The following is a 17,957-nucleotide window of genomic DNA, read 5'->3' on the forward strand; positions in this document are numbered from 1 at the left end:
ATCAAATAGACGCTTTGCGGCGGTTGTAGAGACCACCCAGCAAACCGGTGAGGCAACCGATGACCAGTCCGCCCACATGGGCCGCGTTGGCGATTTCGCCGAAGCCGATCATCGAGACCAGCCCCGACAGGCACAGCACCAGCCATATCAGCATCATCGCCAGCACCCCACGGGGCAGGCGATACGCAGGGTTGGGCGAGAGCAGTTGAAAGATCCAGCAATGCCCGAGCAGGCCATACAGGACGCCGGACAAGCCGCCGAACAGGCCGGGGCCGCCGTACGCGTACTGTGCATAGTTGGAAACCAGGCTGAACAACAGGGTCAGGCCCAGCAGGTTGATGCTGCCCTGGCGCGCTTCGATGCGCCGCCCCAGCTCCCAATACCACATGCCGTTCATGGCCAGGTGCAGGATGCCGAAGTGGATCAGCATCGGCGTGACCAGCCGCCACCACTGCCCCTCGGCCAGCATCTGGGCGAACGGGGTGAACTGGATGTACTCGCCCATGACCCGAAACGGCAGGAAGGTCAGCCAACCGACGGCTTGCAGGTTTTCACCGAGCAGGGTCACCGCGCCCACGATCAGACTCGCCAGCAGCACCAGCGCCGTGACCGGGCTGTGGCGCACTTGCTGCACAAAGCCTGGGCGCGCGGCCGGCGCCTGCTCGGGAATATCCAGTTGCCGGTCGGGGTCGCCGGCGGGAAAGCGCTGATACAGCACGCGCACGTCATCGCTGATGCCCTCGGGCACCCACAATACCTGCTCGCCTGCCTCTTCACTGACGTGATGGGGCACTTGCATGCGTTGCAGCAGCTTGACGAAACCGCCCAGGTCGACGCTCAGGGGCAAGCGCAATACAGCCACGGTACTCATTCAATAACCTCGGGACGCTCAACGTCGACCCATACGAATTTAGCCGGATCCAGTCGGGTTTCCTGGTCCAGACGGTACGCCACCAGCTTGCCGTACAGCACCGCGCTGTAGTCCAGGCAGGCCAGGTTCGGGCGGATGGGTGCCGGTTTGCCGCTGCGCCAGTAATGGCCGACGAACAGCAAGGGTTCATCGACGCCATAGCGCAGCAGTGAATTTTTCTCGGTCGAGGACAGCGGCGTGCGCGCCACCGGCTCGGGCAGTGCGTCGGGCTGGAAGACCACGTCGCCGTAGGTCTTGGGGTCGTCCTCCCAGAACTTGGTGCGAAAGAACGAGCGGGTCAGGCCGTCGCCGCCGGTCAGCGTCAAGCCGTGGGGCAGGCGCATGTCGGTACCGCGCAGCAGGCGGTCGAAGGCGTTGCAGGCAAAACTGCCGGGCACGGCGGCCGCCTGCAGAAAGGACCGGTCGATGCAGCCGTCGGGGAATCGGGCGCGCAGTGGCTGGATAAAACTTTCGTCCCAGCACGCATGCACCACGCGAAAACGCCCGGCGTCGACGAACAGCGGCATGTCGTAGAACCAGCCAAGGAAATCCTGCCAGTCACCCGGGTGCTGCTCGAACTGGGTCAGGGTTTCGTGGATCAGCCGCGCATGCCGGGGGTTGTGCTCGCGCACGAACTGCTTGCCACTGCCCGGCGGCGCCGCTGTGGTCCAGCCCAGCGCGTTGAACTCATGGTTGCCCATGATGCACAGCGCCTGACCGGCCACTGCCATGTCGTGGACGATATGCAGCGCCTCGCGAATGCGCGGGCCACGGTCGATGATATCGCCGAGGAACACTGCCATGCGCGACGGATGGCGCCAGGTGCCGCCCTGCTTGTGGTAACCCAGGCGTTCGAGCAAGTGCTCAAGGGTATGAGCGCAACCGTGCACGTCACCAATCAGGTCGTAGCTACGCGCGGGATCGAGCATCAGTCGCCTCCACCCCCCAAGCGGCTGCCCCAGCCCAGCTTGGTGCGGCACACTTCATAGTAGTTGTGGTCCAGCGGGTGAATCAGGCGCAACTTCTGCGCCTTCTTGCTCACGGTGATGGTGTCACCGGGCGCACAGGTGAAATGGTTCTGCCCGTCGCAGGAGACTTGCGGGTAGATCTGCATGTCTTTGGACACCACGATTTTCAGCTCGCTGTTGCCGTCGACCACAATCGGCCGGCTGGACAACATATGGGGGTACATCGGCACGATCACAATGGCATCGAGCTTGGGATGCATGATCGGGCCACCGGCCGACAGCGCGTAGGCGGTGGAGCCGGTCGGCGTGGCGACGATCAGGCCGTCGGCCTTCTGGCTGCACACGAACTGGCCGTCGATATACAGCTCGAACTCGATCATCCGCGTGGATTTGCCAGGGTGCAGCACCACGTCGTTGAGCGCATCGCCCTGGCCGATGGCCTCGCCGTGGCGGCGCACTTCGGCCTGCAGCAGGAAGCGGTTTTCCACCAGGTAATGGCCGTCGAGCACCTTGGCCACTTCGACTTCCAGCTCATCGGGGCGGATATCGGTCAGAAACCCCAGGCTGCCGCGGTTGATCCCCAGCACTGGCACGTTATGCCGCGCCAGAGCGCGTGCGGCGCCCAGCAGGCTGCCATCGCCGCCGACCACAATCACCATGTCACACACTTCGCCGAGCATCTTGCGCGAGGACGTCTGCAGGCCGTGGCCGGGGAGAATCTCGGCGATGGTGTCTTCGAGGATCACGTGCAGGTGGCGTTCGAGCAGGAATTTTTTCAGCCGGCGGACGGTGTCCAGCACCTGGGTACTGCCCAGGCGACCGATAATGCCGATATTGCGAAATTGCTCCATGGGGCTCCTGCGGGTTCCGGGTGCGGCGAAAAACCACGATTATGGGTGAAAGGCCGCGTCAGGCAAAACCCTTTGTCAGCGCAAAGCCTTGATGACAATGGTTCTCACGCAGCTGCGTCACACTTAAAAGGCTATGCTCGGAGCATGACTGTGTTCCCCGACCTGCACACCTTGCCCCGCCAATTGCGTCACCCCGAGGTGCGCGACCTCGCGTGGGTGATCCTGGCGCCGCCGATGCTGGCGCAGACGCCATGGCCGCAACGCCACCCGCTGGCCGGCAGCGACTGGGTGCAGGCCCCCTGCCGGCTGGAACACTGGCTGCGTCAGTTGGACGAGGACAGCAGCGCCCTGCAGCACTGGCTCAGCCTGGCACGCACGCGGCGCCTGGGCCTGTATTACGAGCGCCTCTGGCAATTCGCCGTGCAGCACGCACCGGGCGTTCAGTTGCTGGCCGCCAACCTGCCGATCCGCCGGGCCGGGCATACGCTGGGCGAGCTGGACATGCTGCTGCGCGACCGCGATGGCGTACACCACCTGGAACTGGCGATCAAGCTGTACCTCGGGCCGCAAGCCGGTAATGGCCAGGCCACCGAGCAATGGCTGGGCCCGGGCTGCCATGACCGGCTCGACCGTAAGCTGGCGCACCTGGCCGAGCATCAACTGCCGATCTCCGCCCGCCCGGAAAGCCGCGAGGTGCTGGCCGCGCTGGATGTTCAACAGTTCGACGCGTACCTGTGGCTCGGGGGTTACCTGTTGTATCCGTGGCCGGGCCCGGCCGAACCGCCGCTGGGCGCCCATCCGCAGCATTTACGCGGCAGTTGGTTGCATCAGCGTGACTGGCAGGACTTTGTCGCCACGCGCCCGCCGGGCCGCTGGCAACCCCTGCCGCGCCACGCCTGGCTGGCCCCGGCGCATTACCCGGCTGATGAGGTGTGGAGCGAGGCCCAGATGCACACGTGGCTGACAGCGCTGGACCCGATGGCGCCGGCGCAACTGCTGGTGCGGCTGGTGCAGCAGGGCGAAGACTGGGAGGAAGCCGAGCGCCTGTTCCTGGTCGCCGACCTGTGGCCGAATGTGCCGGGCAATCCCTGAGGGTCAAACCGGCTGCGACTTGACCTTCAGGTGCCGGGCGTACCAGGGCCGCCTCGGCACGCGCTTGAACAGCCCTTGCAACCCGTCGTCTTCGGCGCTGAAGGTAATGCGCAGCGCCAGCTTCATGGTTTCCGGGTCCATTTCCATCGACTTGCCCATTTGCAACCCCGGCGTGGTGCTGCAGCCATGGGTGTCCGGCCCCAGCCACGGATCGCCCACTTCCACCCAGCGGCCCGGGGCAAACCAGGCCACGCCATTGACTTGCATGCGGCTGACTTCGCCCGGATTGAAACGCGCATGGGCGCGGAACCAGTCTTCGATGCGGTCATCGATCCAGCCGTGAAAATGCCAGAACACGGGGTTCACATGGGATGAAAACGGATCGCCGAGAAAATCGTTTTGCGCCACATACCAGCGCGCCGCGAAGTCCGAAGGGTCGCGGGCGAACGGCACCGGCGCGCCATTGGAGGGGTCGCGCGGCACCGACGCCCAGCGCATGTGCAGCCAGTCGTGCAGGCCCAGCTCCATTTCCGAGCCCAACTGGCCGAGGGTCAACCGCGCCAGATAACGCGGGTCGCGGTATTGGGATTCCCACACCTGGAAGTTGCTGTGGTAGGTCTCGGCGGCCTTGATGTCGCTGACCCACTGGGTGTAGTCGCTGTCGTCCGGCGCCGACCAGGTGGGCGGCAGGGAGAAGCCATCGTGGTTGTCGAAGTAACGCAAAAAGCCCAGGCGATCGCGCTCCAGCGCCGGCTGGGGGGCGGGAAATTGCGGCCATGACGGCAGTTCCTGCATCGAGCGCGCGGTGCCGAGCATGTGGCGGTGCATGAAGAAGAAATCGATGCCCGAGCCGTTGCGGTCCTTGCGCTTGCCACGGGCGTCACGCTCCTGCCCGCGTGGGCCGGGTTGCCAGCCGATGCCGCGCAGGGCGTCGCGCTTTTCTTCGGAGAGCTTGTGCCACTGGTCGCGGGTGGCGTGCCAGAGCTGGTGAAACAGGCGGTGTTCGGGCGCGATCAGCCAAGCCAGCAAGGTCGGGTTGAGGCCGATGCGCTGGCGGGCTTCGGGAAACAGCTGTTTGTGGGCGATGAAGCGGTTGTCGCGCTCGGTCAGTGCCAGGGGGCGATCGAGGTCGAAGATTTGCCCGCTGAGGGTGCTGCTGCCGGCGTTGGCGAAATCGGCCCACACCTCGTCGAGGGTCATTTTGAATTCATAGGCAGGCGCGCCACCGGCCGAGTCACGGTCGATCAGCCGCCAGTAGAGCAACGTGCCTTCGCCCGTCAGGTCGCCCAGTACGCGGTAGCGCGGTTCGCCCTCGGCACGCAGGTTTTCGGCGGTGTCCAGGTAGCCGCGCAGGCCACGGCCACGCGGCGCGATATCCAGCAGCAGCTCCAGGCCGTGCAGCGGCAAGCCCTTGAGCCCGGCGTCATGGCCTGTCAGGCGCAGGCTCCACACACCGCGCAAGGTATTGGCCAGGTGCTGCCCGGTGGTATCGGCCAACGCCACCGTGGCTTCGCCGGGGGTGATGGGAAATTCTTCTTCCCGCGTCAGCTCGCGATGGGCGTAAAAGGCCGCCGGCACAGCCGCGCCGGTCAGCGCCAGGCCTGCGATGAACCCACGTCGAGAGATCGTCATTGTCTACCTTAGGAAACGGCTTAATCAGAGCTAGAACGTTTGCAGCCCGGCGAAATTTACCGCCCCGCCCTGCCCGCCTAAATTTCCTCTGTCATGGCTCGTCCTTCCCAGATAGCAAAGGCCTCAACTGACTGAGATGGCAATGACAAAACCACGTTCGAAAAAGGCGCTGTATCTCGGCTTGCCGCTGGCCCTGGCCATTGGCGCCGGGGCCGGGTTTCTGGTCTGGGATCACTGGTTCAAGGGCAATGCCGGCTACCCGCTGGAGGTGATCAGGCAGGCCAATGAAATGCAGGACCGCCTGTTGTCGTTCGACAGCCACATCACCGTGCCCATGGATTTCGGCACCGCCGGCAATGAGGCCGACAAGGATGGCAGCGGCCAGTTCGACCTGGCCAAGGCAGCGCGCGGACGCCTCTCCGGCGCAGCGCTGACGATTTTCGGCTGGCCGGAAATCTGGAACGGCGACAATGCACCGCACAGGCCCACCGACGGTTTTGTCGAAGAAGCCCGCCACGAGCAGGAGGTGCGCTACACGATCATCACCGGCATGGTGCGCGACTTTCCCAACCAGGTCGGCATCGCCTACACCCCGGATGACTTCCGGCGCCTGCATGGCGAAGGCAAATTCGCGATCTTCATCAGCATGCTCAACGCCTACCCGCTGGGAGATGACCTGAACCAGCTGGACCTGTGGGCCGCGCGCGGCATGCGCATGTTCGGCTTCAGCTACATCGGCAACAATTCATGGTCGGACTCGTCGCGCCCGTTGCCGTTCTTCAATGACTCCACCGATGCCCTGGGCGGGCTGTCGCAGATCGGCCAGCAAGCGGTGCAGCGCCTGAACGACCTGGGCGTGATCATCGATGTGTCACAGATGTCGACCCAGGCGCTGGAGCAGGTCGCGCAATTGAGCCGCACGCCGATGGTGGCCTCGCACTCGGCGCCGCGCGCGTCGGTGGACATCCCGCGTAACCTCAGCGACAAAGAGCTGCAACTGATCAAACAAAGCGGCGGTGTGGTGCAGGTGGTGGGCTTCCCCGCCTACCTGCGTCCGCTGAGCCAGCCCACCCAGGACAAACTCAACACCCTGCGCGCGCGCTTCGACCTGCCGCCCCTGCCCAACCTGGCCATGGCGCTGATGCCGGGCGACGCCATCATCGCCGCCTGGCCCGAGCAGAAATTCGGTCAGTACGCCCAGGGGCTGTACGGCATCCTCGAAGAAGAACCCAAGGCCAGCCTCAAGGACTGGGGCGATGCCGTTGATTACACCGTGCGCAAGATCGGTATCGATCACGTGGGCATTGCTTCGGACTTCAACGACGGCGGTGGTATCGAGGGTTGGAATAATGTCGGCGAGGTCCGCAACGTCACCGCCGAACTGATCCAGCGCGGCTACTCCGAAGCCGATATCGCCAAGCTGTGGGGAGGTAACTTCCTGCGGGTGTGGGACCAAGTGCAAAAAGCCGCCAAGCCGTTGGCCAACCGTTAATCAACCACGAAGCAAGCCCATGACCGACCGCCGCACCTTTCTCAAGCAGGCTGGCCTGCTCGCTGCCAGCCTGCCCCTGGGCGCGTCGCTGATGCGGCCGGCGCTGGCCGCCACGGCAAACGATCCCTGGACGGGATTGAAGCAGTTGTTCGACCAGGACCCGAGCTACCTGCATTTCTCCAACTTTCTGGTGACCTCGCACCCCAGGCCGGTGCGCGACGCCATCGAGCGCTATCGCCTGCAGATCGACCGCAACCCCGGCCTGGCGATGGACTGGGACCTGCAGGAAACCTGGAAGCGTGAAGGCCAGGTACGCGACTGGGCCGGCCGCTATTTGAAGGCCACACCGGCACAGATCGCCCTTACCGGCAGCACCTCCGAAGGCCTGGCGATGATCTATGGCGGCATCAAGGTGCGGCCGGACCAGGAAATCCTCACCACCGTCCATGAGCATTACGCCACCCAGAGCGTGCTGGATTTTCGCACGCTCAAGGAAGGCACACAGGTGCGCCGCATCGAGCTGTTCGAGCGCGCCAGTCAGGTTTCGGTGGATGAAGTGCTTGGCAATATCCAGCGCGCCATCCGCCCCAACACCCGCGTGCTGGGCATGACCTGGGTGCAGTCCGGCAGCGGCGTGAAGCTGCCCATCGGCGAAATCGGCACGCTGGTGAACGAGCACAACCGCAACCGCGACGACCAGGACCGGATACTTTACGTGGTCGACGGGGTGCATGGTTTCGGCGTGGAAAACCTCGACTTTCCCGACATGCACTGCGATTTCTTCATCGCCGGCACCCACAAGTGGATGTTCGGCCCGCGCGGCACCGGCGTGGTCTGCGCACGCGACAGCGAGAACAAATACGTCACGCCCATGGTGGCGACCTTCTCCGAAGACACCAATTTCGCCACCCGCATGACCCCCGGCGGTTATCACGCCTTCGAGCATCGCTGGGCGGCGGATGAAGCCTTCAAGCTGCACCTGCAATTGGGCAAGGCGCAGGTGCAGGCGCGTATTCATGAACTCAACACCGAGCTGAAAACCCGCCTGCTCGCCCATCCGCAGATCGAGCTGGTGACACCGCGCAGCGCGGCACTGTCGGCCGGTTTCACCTTCTTCCGGGTCAAGGGCCAGGACAGCGACGCGGTGGCGGCCTATCTGATGAAAAACCGTGTGGTGGTCGATGCGGTGGAGCGTGATGCCGGCCCGGTGGTGCGCACGTCTCCCGGCCTGCTCAACTCCACCGATGAAATCCAGCGTTTCATGCGCCTGCTGAGCCAGCGGGTGTGATGCCCTTTTCCCTTTGAACGAGATGCCCACATGACTCCATTCCGACTCAACCCCCTGACGGCACTGGCGTTGACTGCCGTGTGCGGCGCGCTGTTGCCCAGCCTGGCCTGGGCCGATACGCCGCAACCGGGCAAAGTGTTCAAGGACTGCAAGGACTGCCCGGAAATGGTGGTGCTGCCGGCCGGCACCTTCACCATGGGCACCCCGGACGATGAAGTCGGCCGCGAGCCCGACGAGGGCCCGATGCATGAGGTGACCTTTGCCAAGCCTTTCGCCATGAGCCGCTTTCAGGTGACCGCCGGCGAATGGGACAGCTACCTGCGCCAGAGCGGTGTGAAGATCGCCGACGGCGACACCCGCCCCGGCCGCGAATGCATCGCCAGCAAGCCGCGCTACCCCCAGGGCCCGCGTCAGCCGGCGGTGTGCATGGACATGGACGACATCAGGCAGTACGTGAGCTGGCTGTCGAAAAAAACCGGCCAGCGTTACCACCTGGTCAGCGAGTCGCAACGCGAATACGCCGCCCGCGCCGGCTCCACCGGACCGTTCCCCTTCCCGTTCGACGAAGGCAAGGGCTACAGCATCGCCCGGCACGCCAACACCTATGGCCCGGCGGATGGCTACAGCTATTCGTCGCCGGTGGGCAGCTACCCGCCGAACGCGTTTGGCATGTATGACATGCATGGCAATGTGTATGAGCGGGTTGCCGATTGCGAACATCCCAACTACATCGGCGCGCCCACCGATGGCAGCGCGTGGGTGGAGCCGAACTGTGAGGGGTATCAGATTCGGGGTAATGACTGGGGCGAGGCACCGGTGTTTTCGCGGTCGGGGAATCGGAACAATATTTACCCGCAGACGCGTGGGGATTGGGTTGGGTTCAGGGTTGTGCGGGAGCTTTGATCAGGGTTTGGTTGGGCGCTTTTTTGGGGGCATATCCGTTTTTTGGTGATGGCTGGTATGGGTTCCGCCCTTACGGCGGCTCACTTTTGAAAAGCGCAAAAGTAAGCAAAACGCTCTTGCCCCACCACTCGGCACCTCGCTTAGGCTCGGTGTGCCCGCACTCCGGCTTGAATCCGTGGGCCGCCGCAATGGGCCATCCCTGGCCCAGTGCGGCTAACCCGGCGTCCTGCCGGGTTACCCACGGATTCAAGCCTGCGTTCGGCCAGCGTGGTTGACGGGGCGCTTGAGATCAAGATCAAAAGCCAAAGCAGAGCCAGAGCCAGAGCCAGAGCAGATCAAAGGCAGTGTGATATCCGACAGACAAATGGAGATCAACTGTGGGAGGGGGCTTGCTCCCGATAGCGGTGGGTCAGCTAAAAATAAGCTGACTGACACTCAGCCATCGGGAGCAAGCCCCCTCCCACAGTTTGTACAGCGTACGGCAGACAACCCCGGTCGGCTCTAAGGCCGCCGCGCTCTTGATCTTGATCTGAGGCGCCCCGTCAAACACGCTGGCCGAACGCAGGCTTTGGAGCGTGGGTAACCCGGCAGGACGCCGGGTTAGCCGCGCTGGGCCATGGATGGCCCATCGCGGCGGCCCACGCTCCAAAGCCTGCGTGAGGGCATGCCGAGCCTAGGCGAGGCACCGAGTGTTGGGGCGAGGACCTTTTGGTTACTTTTGGGTCCTTCCAAAAGTGACCCGCCGTAAGGGCGGAACCCATATCAGCCGTTACCCCACCAACGGATATGTACACAAAACCAACCCAACCCTCACTGCCTGGCATGCCGAACCTGCACCTCCGGCATCGCCGAAGAATGATGATTAAGAATCTTCCACTCCCCCTCAACCTGCTCATAAACAAAGGTATACCGCGCCTGCACCTGCCGCTTGCTCCCACTGGCCTCAGTCAACGTAAAGGTATAAACCCCACTGTCCATCGCCACATTGCTGCCCAGTTGGCGGATCTCGCGGTAGTTGATCTGCCCCACCGGCTTGAGCGCCAGGAAGTGATCGAAGTAATCCCTGATCTGATCCGGCGTGGTACGCACCTGATTGGACACGGTCGGCTGCAACACCGCATCCGGCGCGTACAACTTGACCACCGATTTGGCATCGCCGGTCTGCAAGGCACTGTTCCAGCGGTCGAACAGCCCGGCAATCTCACGGTCCTTCACATTGACAGGCGCCTGGGCCACGTCCAGGTACACATAAGGGGCCGTGACGGCAGCCTGGGCAAGCGGTGCGCTCAAGGCAAACAACAGGGCGAGGGCGGCGGTTCTGGATTTCATTGCGATGCTCCGGTGGTGTTCGTTGAGCCCACTTTGCCAAGCCGCCCTCCTCCCGCCATCGGCCAACCGGGGGCATTTGCCTATGCCATATGGCAGATAGCGCCCAGGGTGCCCGTCGAGGTCTAATAGCCGCCTCGCGCCCCTGAGCATTCAACATGCACAACACGCCTCACGACCCTGCCAGCGCGCTGGCCATGCGCGCGCACTTCAGGCAGTCGCAAAGCCGCACCGCGCGCCTGCGCCTGCTGGTCGACACCGGGCAGGAACTGGCCCAACTGGCCCCCGCCGCGATGCGCGAACGCGTACTGGCACGGGCCTGCGCGTTTCTGGCGATGGACCACGGGCTGCTGCAGGAATGGGACGCCAGGGGCGTCGCCCACTCCACTGCCCGCCAAGGCAACCCGGCCCACCTCGCCCGTCTGGCGACCCTCGCCGACCGCGGCCGGCGCACGCCGTACTGGCAGGAACTGCCGGGCGAGGCGCTGCCCAGCGTGCTGCATGTGCCGCTGCGCGGCAGCGACGGCGGCACCTTTGGCGTGCTGGTGCTGGGCAACAGCGTGAGCCTGCGCGCGCCAGACCATGAAGACGCCGAATCCCTGCAATTGCTCGCCACCCTGCTGGCCGCGCACCTGGAAAACGACCGCCTGCTGACCACCCTCAAGGCCCGCGACAAACACCTCTCCGAGCTGGTCAACCGGCTGCTGCACGCCCAGGAGGATGAACGCAAACGCGTGGCCTACGACCTGCACGACGGCCTGGCGCAGACCCTCGCCGGCCTGCATCAGCGCCTGCAAGGGTTCGCCGGCCGCTGCCTGCCGTTGCCCGACGCCCTGGCCGCCGACCTGCAGGCCATCCTGACCCTGGCCCAGCACTCGGTCGGTGAAGGCCGGCAACTGATCGCCGGCCTGCGCCCCGTGGTGCTCGACGATTTCGGCCTGTTCAAGGCCCTCGACAAGGAAGCCGACCGTCTGCGCGATGCCGGTGTGCGCGTGGTCTGGCAGGCGCACTGCGACACGCGCCTGCCCAGCCAGGTGGAGATCGCCCTGTTCCGCATCGGCCAGGAGGCGATCAACAATGTGCTCAAGCACGCGCAGGCCAGCCAGGTGCAACTGGCCCTGGAGCTGCGCGACGGCGAAGCCGCTCTGCGGGTGGACGACAACGGCCGGGGCTTTGCCGTCGGGCAGCCGCGCGATGACGCGCAGCACCTGGGTCTGGCCACCATGCAGGAGCGTGCCAGCCTGCTCGGCGGGCGCTTCAGTTGCGTCAGTACGGTCGACGGCGGAACCCGATTGCAGGCCAGCGTGCCTGCCCACTTCAATGGAACCTGCCCATGAGCGATGTACTGCGTCTGGTCCTCGCGGATGACCATGAAGTCACCCGCACCGGCTTTGTCGCCCTGCTGGCCGGCCACCCGCAGTTCGAGGTGGTCGGGCAGGCGCGCGATGGTCAGCAGGCCGTGGATCTGTGCGAGCAACTGCTGCCGGACATCGTCATCCTCGATATCCGCATGCCGGTGCTCAACGGCCTCGGTGCGGCGCGCCTGCTGCAACAGCGCCTGCCGGCACTGAAAGTGGTGATGTTCACCATGGACGACAGCCCCGACCACCTGGAAGCGGCGATCAATGCCGGTGCCGTCGGCTACCTGCTCAAGGACGCCAGCCGTGACGAGGTGATCGCCGCCCTGCAGCAAGTGGCCGCCGGCGGCGAAGCGCTCAACAGCCTGGTCAGCACCCGCCTGCTGCGGCGCATGGCCGAGCGCAACGCCGGCGGCGCGGCCCCCACGGAACACCTCACACCCCGGGAGCGCCAGGTGCTGGGCCTGGTCGCCACGGGCATGAGCAACCGCGAAATCGGCGCGCAGCTGGGGATTACCACCGGCACCGCCAAGGCCCATGTCGAGCGGGTGATCGGCAAGCTGGGCGCCGCCGACCGCACCCAGGCGGCGGTGCGCGGCATCGCCCTGGGCCTGGTGACCCAGGCATGAGGCGCTTGCAGGCGCAGCGCTGGGCCGACCTGCCGTTGCGCGGCAAGGCGCTGCTGGTGATTTCGCTGCCACTGGTGGTGCTGCTGCTGTCGCTGGTGCTGATCTACATCACCGAGCGCCAAACGGCCCACGCCGAAGAGGACGTGCGTCGGGTGCTGCGCGTGCAGCGCGATATCCAGGCCGTGCACACCCTGCTGGCCGAAGCGGCGGGCAGCGTGCGCGGTTACCTGTTGACCCGCCGCGAGGACTTCCTGCCCAGCTACCGCACGGCCGGCCCGCAGATCGAATCGGCGCTGCACAGGCTCGACAGCAACGTGCGCGACCCACGGGTGCGCGAAGAGCTCAACGCAATCAAGCCGCTGATCGCGCACAAGGTCGACGGCCTGGAAGCCATGCTCAACGACCGCGAGGCCACAGCGGAGTCGATCAGCGCCATTCTGATCAGCAACAAGCACATCCTCGATGCATTGCGCCAACACATCAGCACCATGCTCCGGCTGGAAGATTCGTTGCTGGCCGAGCGCAGCAAGGCCGCGGCCGAAACCCGCGAGCGCCTGCTGCTGTCGACCTGGCTGGCGGCGGTCTGCGGCTTGTTCGGCGCCATCGTCGCGGTGCTGTTTCTGTCCAAGGGCATCGTCGCCCGGGTGCAGAACGTGCAACGCAACGCACAGCGCCTGGCGCTGGGTCACCCGCTGCTGCCGCAACCGCCGGAACACGACGAAATCGGCCAGTTGGGCACGCGCCTGGTGGAGGCCGGCCTGCTGCTGTCCGAGCGCGAGCGTGCGCTGCGCGACAATGAAGAGCGCTTGCGGCTGATCATCGACGGGGTCAAGGACTACGGGATCTTCGCCCTCGACACGGCGGGCCACGTCACCAGTTGGAACAACGGCGCCGAGCGCATCAAGGGCTACACCGAACAGGAAATCATCGGCCAGCATTTCTCGCTGTTCTACCTGCCCGAGGAATGCCCGCAGCACCCGGCCATGGCGTTGCGCGAAGCCACGCGCAACGGCGACTACAGCGAAGAAGGCTGGCGCTGCCGCCAGGACGGCACGCACTTCTGGGCCAGCGTGGTGATCACCGCACAGTACGACGGCACCGGCGCCCTGCGCGGCTTCTCGAAGATCACCCGCGACATCACTGACCGCCGCGCGGCGGAAATCGCCCTGCGCACCGCCCGCGAAGAGGCCGAACGCGCCAGTCGCGCCAAGAGCGAGTTTCTGTCACGCATGAGTCACGAGCTGCGCACCCCGCTCAACTCGATCCTGGGCTTTGCGCAACTGCTGGAGATGGACGCGCCGGCCGCGCACACAGCCAACGTCGGCCACATCCTGCGCGCCGGGCAACACCTGTTGACGCTGATCAATGAAGTGCTGGACATCGCCAAGATCGAAGCCGGGCGCCTGCCGCTGAACCTCGAGCCATTGCCGTTGGCCGGGGTGCTGCAGGAGTGCCTGACACTGGTGTCGCCGATGGCGGCGGACGCAGGCATCCAGTTGCAGCCACTGCCGGCGCTCGCCCCCGACCTGGGCATCGTCGCCGACCGCCAACGTCTCACCCAGGTGCTGCTCAACCTGCTGTCCAATGCGATCAAGTACAACCTGCGCCCCGGCCAGGTGAGCATCGAGGTGAACCTGCACGGCCAACGCGTCGGCGTGTCGGTGTGCGACACCGGCAAGGGCATTGCGGCCGAGCACCTTGGGCAACTGTTCAAGCCGTTCGAGCGCCTGGGCGCCGACCCGACCGTCGAAGGCAGCGGGCTGGGCCTGGCGCTGAGCAAGAGCCTGCTGGAGAAGATGGGCGGCACGCTGCAGGTGCACAGCCAACCCGGCATCGGTTCGCGTTTTACCCTGGAGCTGCCGCTGGTAAGGGTGCAGGAAGCGCAACGTCCCGACGCCGCCATCAGCGACGCCCGGTCGGCCCGTCCTGCCCCCGGCACGCAGGCGATTCACGGCAAGGTGCTGTGTATCGAAGACAACCTTGCGAGCCTGGCGCTGATCGAAACCCTGTTGCAGCGCAGGCCGGGCATCAAGCTGCTGTCGAGCATGCAGGGCCAGCTCGGGCTGGACCTGGCCGCGCAGCATGCGCCCCAACTGATTCTGCTGGACGTATCGCTGCCCGACATCGACGGCCTGCAGGTGCTGCAACGCCTGCGCCGCGCGCGGCTGACCCGCGACACGCCGGTGCTGATGCTCACCGCCGATGCCAGCGACCTCACCCGCACGGCCTTGCAGCACGCCGGCGCGACCGCCGTGCTGAACAAGCCGATCAACGTGCCTGCGTTTCTCGCCCACCTCGACCAGTATTTTCCGGAGCCCGCGTGAACCTCGACCTGCGCATTCTGATTATCGACGACCAACGCCCCAACCTTGACCTGGTGGAGCAACTGCTGGCGCGCGAAGGCTTGACCAATGTGCTGAGCAGCACCGAGCCGCTGCGCACCCTGGAGCTGTTCAACAGCTTCGAGCCGGACCTGGTGATTCTCGACCTGCATATGCCGCAGTTCGACGGCTTTGCGGTGCTCGAACAACTCAACCGGCGCATCCCCCACGGCGAGTACCTGCCGGTCCTGGTACTCACCGCCGACGCCACCCGCGACACGCGCCTGCGCGCCCTGGCCCTCGGCGCGCGGGATTTCATCAGCAAACCGCTGGACGCGCTGGAAACCATGCTGCGGGTGTGGAACCTGCTGGAAACCCGCGCGCTCTACAAAACCCTGCGCACCCTGGTGCCGGCCGAGCAGATTGCGTTGTTGCAACGTTGCTGAAGCCGGGCGCCGGGTCACTCGATAAAGCGCTCCAGCGCGAACGGCGCCAGCGCGGCAGGCAGCGTGCCCTCCACCACCCATTGCGCAATCGCCTCGCCAAACAGCGGGGCGAACTTGAAGCCATGCCCGCACAGCCCTGCGGCGATCAGCAGACCGCCAATGCGCGGGTCCGCGCCGACGATGGGGTTACCGTCCGGCGTGCTGTCGAAGAATGACACGCGGTGCCCGACAGGTTGCGCATCCAGCAGACGCTTGAGGCGTTGCGTGGCGCGGTCGCGGTGGGCCAACACGCTCGCATCGCTCAGGCTGCGCTCGAATGCGTCCGGGTCGATGGGTTGGCTTTCACTGGCGATCAATGAGCCGATGAAGTAGCGGCCCGGCGTGTCAGGGCGCAGGTAGAACCCGGCGTCGCGGTCGCAGTAGCCAGGCATGGGCGGATGCGCGCCGGGCGTCTGAACGATACCGACGGTTTGCCGCGTGGCGTGGATCGGCAGTGGCGCCTGGCAGTCGGCGGCCAGCCGCGCAGCCCAGGGCCCGGCGGCGTTGACCACGCGGGCGCTGGCGATAAAACCGCGATCGGTGTGCACGCCAATCACCCGCCCACCGTCGCAGACGATGCGCTGCACGGCCCGCCCCTCTTCGATGACCGCACCGAGGGCGCGCGCGCCCGCAGCAAAGCTCTGCGCGGTCTGTCGCGGGTCGCAATAGCCGGCGTCGGGCTCGTACACCGCACCGGCCAGCGCGTCGCTGTGCAGGTCGGCAATCAGGTCACGTGCGGCCGCCGGTGAAAGCCATGCCAGGCCGTGCAGGCGCGCCACATTGGCCTGGGTCGCGGCCTGCTCGCGCGGCGCAATGCCGGTGAGAAAACCGGTGCGCCGATAGCCGCAGGCGCCCGGATAGCGTTGCGCCCAATCGCGATACGCCTGCACCCCGCGTGCCGCCAACCGGCTCAGGGCGGGGTCGGCGTAATACTCACGCACGATCCCCGGCGACGCGCCGGACGCGCCGCTGGCGATAGCGCCTTTGTCGAGCAGCCGCACCGACACACCGGCCCGCGCCAGGTGCCAGGCCGCGCTGGTGCCGGTGGTGCCGCCGCCGATGACGATGACGTCGGCGGACTCATGCATGGGCGCGAGCGCCGTCGAGCACCACGCTGGCAGGCAGGCAGGGTGCGAGGCTGGCGGGCGACAACGGTTTGAAACGCGGGCGTGGCGCACGGGTCTCGCGAGGCGTCGAGGCGCTGTACAACCCCTGCAGGCTCGGCAGCCCGTCATGCCCCAGCCGCTGCCACAGGTAGGCGGCCACACGCGGCATGGTCGGTGCCGCCAGGTAGGCCAGGCCCTTGAGCCACAGGTAAGCCTGGGCGCTGTCGGTCACGTCGCGTTCAGGGCACTGCATCCACTGGTGCAATACGTCCCAGGCATCACGCACCGAGACCGCGTCCAGGCGGAACGCGAGGGCCAGGCGTTCGACGGCCGCGTCCAGGCTCACGCGCCCCTCGGGCTCGATAGCCTGCCGCTGCTGATCGAGGTGGGCCAGCGCCAGGTCGATACGGCTGTCGAGTGCGCCCGCGAGTTCCACGTTGACCACCTCGATGAATGCTTCGATGGCGAAGTTGGTTTCGCCGTTTTCCGGGCTTTCGCGGCTGAGGAAATAACGCACGCCGTCGCTGCTGGCCGGGGTGTGGTCGACGATGTCGGCCGCCCACACCACGTGCAGGCGGCTGGTGGAGAATTTCGCGCCTTGCAGGTTGTAGAAGTAGTTGGTGAGCACGTAGTCGAACGACCGGTGATCCTGCAGCGCATCCATCACCGCCGCACTGCCGGCCAGCAGCAACACCGCGTTGTCGATACCGAAGCTGACCAGCGTGGTCACAGCACTGCTGCGCAGCATCGCGTGGCCGTGCTCAGGGGTTTGCTCCAGCGCGCGGTCGGCGCAGGTCAGCGCGTATTCCCAGCCGGACTCGAACAGCACCCGTGGGTTGCCGAAGCGGTCCGCGCTCCAGGCCACGCCCCAGTCACCCGGCGCGGTGAGGCGCACACGGCCGTTTTCACGCTGCAAAAAGCGCGCAATCACCTCGATGATCGACGCCGGCGCGCCGCTGGCACTCATGCGGTGCAGCAACTGCTCGGGGTCGGCGACCTTGAGGAACAGGCTCTCGACCTCGACCCGTTGCAGCGGGCTGTCACCCATGCGCGGCTGCGGGTTGAGCATGCTTTCCGGGCGGAACAGCGCGCCGCAGGCTTCACAAAAGTAGCCGCCGGCGCCGGCCTGGCAATACGGGCACTGGCCCACCAGCCAGGCGCCGGCCATGTAGCGCCGGGTGCCAGGGCAGTACAGCACGCGCTCGCTCACGTTTTCGGTGACGCCCAGCGCCACCAGCCGCTCCACCGTGCGCTGGGCATTGGCGGCATGCTGGCGAGCATACGGGCCCTGCACCAGGTCGAGGAAGTCATCGACTTGCACGTCGAGGGCGCGCAGGTCATTGGCGATCCGGGCGTGGTAGTCGCGCACCACGGCTTCGGGCGCGCGCTGTTCCTGCAGACCCTTCCACAACACGTAGGAGTCAAAGCCGTCCACCGCCGACACCACGTCGACGTGGTGACCCTGGCTGCGCAGGTAGCGCGCGAGCATGTCCATGCGCAGGTAGGGCCCGGCGATGTGGCCCAGGTGCAGGCGGCCGTTGGGCGTTGGCGGAATCGGCATCAGGAAGAAGGTTTGCGCAGGAGTGGCAGTCATCG

The 17,957-nt window shown here is 65.8% G+C and carries 15 protein-coding genes; 8 read left to right on the forward strand and 7 right to left on the reverse strand.

All coding sequences use genetic code 11. The annotated features are described in order from the left end of the window. Position 1: 1 nt before the first annotated feature. The 3 genes from ACXX81_RS11395 to ACXX81_RS11405 are packed head-to-tail and all read right to left on the reverse strand — an operon-like array spanning position 2 to position 2,729. Positions 2-871: a rhomboid family intramembrane serine protease gene (locus ACXX81_RS11395; protein WP_322213453.1), complete on the reverse strand. Its 870-nt coding sequence runs from the start codon at positions 869-871 to the stop codon at positions 2-4. Further along, positions 868-1,839 (reverse strand): metallophosphoesterase, encoded by a 972-nt coding sequence (locus tag ACXX81_RS11400; RefSeq protein ID WP_458571696.1) that lies wholly within the window; start codon positions 1,837-1,839, stop codon positions 868-870. The genes ACXX81_RS11395 and ACXX81_RS11400 overlap by 4 nt, the downstream gene beginning before the upstream one ends. Beyond that, positions 1,839-2,729, reverse strand: a complete 891-nt coding sequence (locus ACXX81_RS11405) for an NAD(+) kinase (protein WP_003217892.1) — start codon at positions 2,727-2,729, stop codon at positions 1,839-1,841. Before ACXX81_RS11405 ends, ACXX81_RS11400 begins: the two co-directional genes overlap by 1 nt. Here ACXX81_RS11405 and ACXX81_RS11410 point away from each other — a divergent pair. Beyond that, positions 2,721-3,821, forward strand: coding sequence for a DUF1853 family protein (locus ACXX81_RS11410; protein WP_458571697.1), 1,101 nt, complete (start codon positions 2,721-2,723; stop codon positions 3,819-3,821). The two genes, ACXX81_RS11405 and ACXX81_RS11410, sit on opposite strands and share 9 nt — an antisense overlap. A gap of 3 nt (positions 3,822-3,824) precedes the next feature. Here the strand turns inward: ACXX81_RS11410 and pvdP are convergent, their stop codons facing one another. After that, positions 3,825-5,453 carry a pyoverdine maturation tyrosinase PvdP gene (pvdP, locus tag ACXX81_RS11415; protein WP_458571698.1) on the reverse strand — a complete coding sequence of 543 codons (1,629 nt, stop codon included), beginning with the start codon at positions 5,451-5,453 and terminating at the stop codon, positions 3,825-3,827. Positions 5,454-5,595: 142 nt separating this feature from the next. Between pvdP and pvdM the strand changes: the two genes are divergently transcribed. The 3 genes from pvdM to pvdO are packed head-to-tail and all read left to right on the forward strand — an operon-like array spanning position 5,596 to position 9,136. Continuing rightward, on the forward strand, positions 5,596-6,945 hold the full coding sequence (gene pvdM, locus ACXX81_RS11420; RefSeq protein WP_231423714.1) for a pyoverdine-tailoring dipeptidase-like protein PvdM: 1,350 nt from the start codon (positions 5,596-5,598) through the stop codon (positions 6,943-6,945). A 19-nt stretch (positions 6,946-6,964) separates the two neighbouring features. After that, on the forward strand, positions 6,965-8,233 hold the full coding sequence (gene pvdN, locus ACXX81_RS11425; protein WP_458571699.1) for a pyoverdine-tailoring periplasmic protein PvdN: 1,269 nt from the start codon (positions 6,965-6,967) through the stop codon (positions 8,231-8,233). A gap of 30 nt (positions 8,234-8,263) precedes the next feature. Next, positions 8,264-9,136: a dihydropyoverdine dehydrogenase gene (gene pvdO / locus ACXX81_RS11430; protein WP_231423712.1), complete on the forward strand. Its 873-nt coding sequence runs from the start codon at positions 8,264-8,266 to the stop codon at positions 9,134-9,136. A gap of 810 nt (positions 9,137-9,946) precedes the next feature. On the opposite strand, the gene ACXX81_RS11435 is transcribed toward pvdO, so the two are convergent. After that, positions 9,947-10,465: an SgcJ/EcaC family oxidoreductase gene (locus ACXX81_RS11435; RefSeq protein ID WP_458571700.1), complete on the reverse strand. Its 519-nt coding sequence runs from the start codon at positions 10,463-10,465 to the stop codon at positions 9,947-9,949. A 155-nt stretch (positions 10,466-10,620) separates the two neighbouring features. On the opposite strand from ACXX81_RS11435, the gene ACXX81_RS11440 reads away from it, so the two are divergent. Genes ACXX81_RS11440 through ACXX81_RS11455 form a run of 4 tightly spaced genes read left to right on the forward strand, consistent with a single transcriptional unit; the run spans position 10,621 to position 15,216 of the window. Then, positions 10,621-11,799, forward strand: a complete 1,179-nt coding sequence (locus tag ACXX81_RS11440) for a sensor histidine kinase (protein WP_458571701.1) — start codon at positions 10,621-10,623, stop codon at positions 11,797-11,799. Beyond that, positions 11,796-12,449, forward strand: a complete 654-nt coding sequence (locus ACXX81_RS11445) for a response regulator (protein ID WP_209981520.1) — start codon at positions 11,796-11,798, stop codon at positions 12,447-12,449. Before ACXX81_RS11440 ends, ACXX81_RS11445 begins: the two co-directional genes overlap by 4 nt. Further along, on the forward strand, positions 12,446-14,773 hold the full coding sequence (locus ACXX81_RS11450; RefSeq protein ID WP_458571702.1) for an ATP-binding protein: 2,328 nt from the start codon (positions 12,446-12,448) through the stop codon (positions 14,771-14,773). The genes ACXX81_RS11445 and ACXX81_RS11450 overlap by 4 nt, the downstream gene beginning before the upstream one ends. After that, positions 14,770-15,216: a response regulator gene (locus tag ACXX81_RS11455; protein ID WP_209981516.1), complete on the forward strand. Its 447-nt coding sequence runs from the start codon at positions 14,770-14,772 to the stop codon at positions 15,214-15,216. Before ACXX81_RS11450 ends, ACXX81_RS11455 begins: the two co-directional genes overlap by 4 nt. A gap of 14 nt (positions 15,217-15,230) precedes the next feature. On the opposite strand, the gene ACXX81_RS11460 is transcribed toward ACXX81_RS11455, so the two are convergent. Beyond that, a complete protein-coding gene (locus ACXX81_RS11460; RefSeq protein ID WP_209981514.1) occupies positions 15,231-16,343 on the reverse strand; it encodes an NAD(P)/FAD-dependent oxidoreductase in 1,113 nt (370 codons plus the stop codon). Further along, on the reverse strand, positions 16,336-17,955 hold the full coding sequence (locus tag ACXX81_RS11465) for a methionine--tRNA ligase (protein ID WP_458571703.1): 1,620 nt from the start codon (positions 17,953-17,955) through the stop codon (positions 16,336-16,338). Before ACXX81_RS11465 ends, ACXX81_RS11460 begins: the two co-directional genes overlap by 8 nt. Positions 17,956-17,957: the final 2 nt, after the last annotated feature.

The organism is Pseudomonas sp. GNP013 (genome assembly GCF_054343995.1).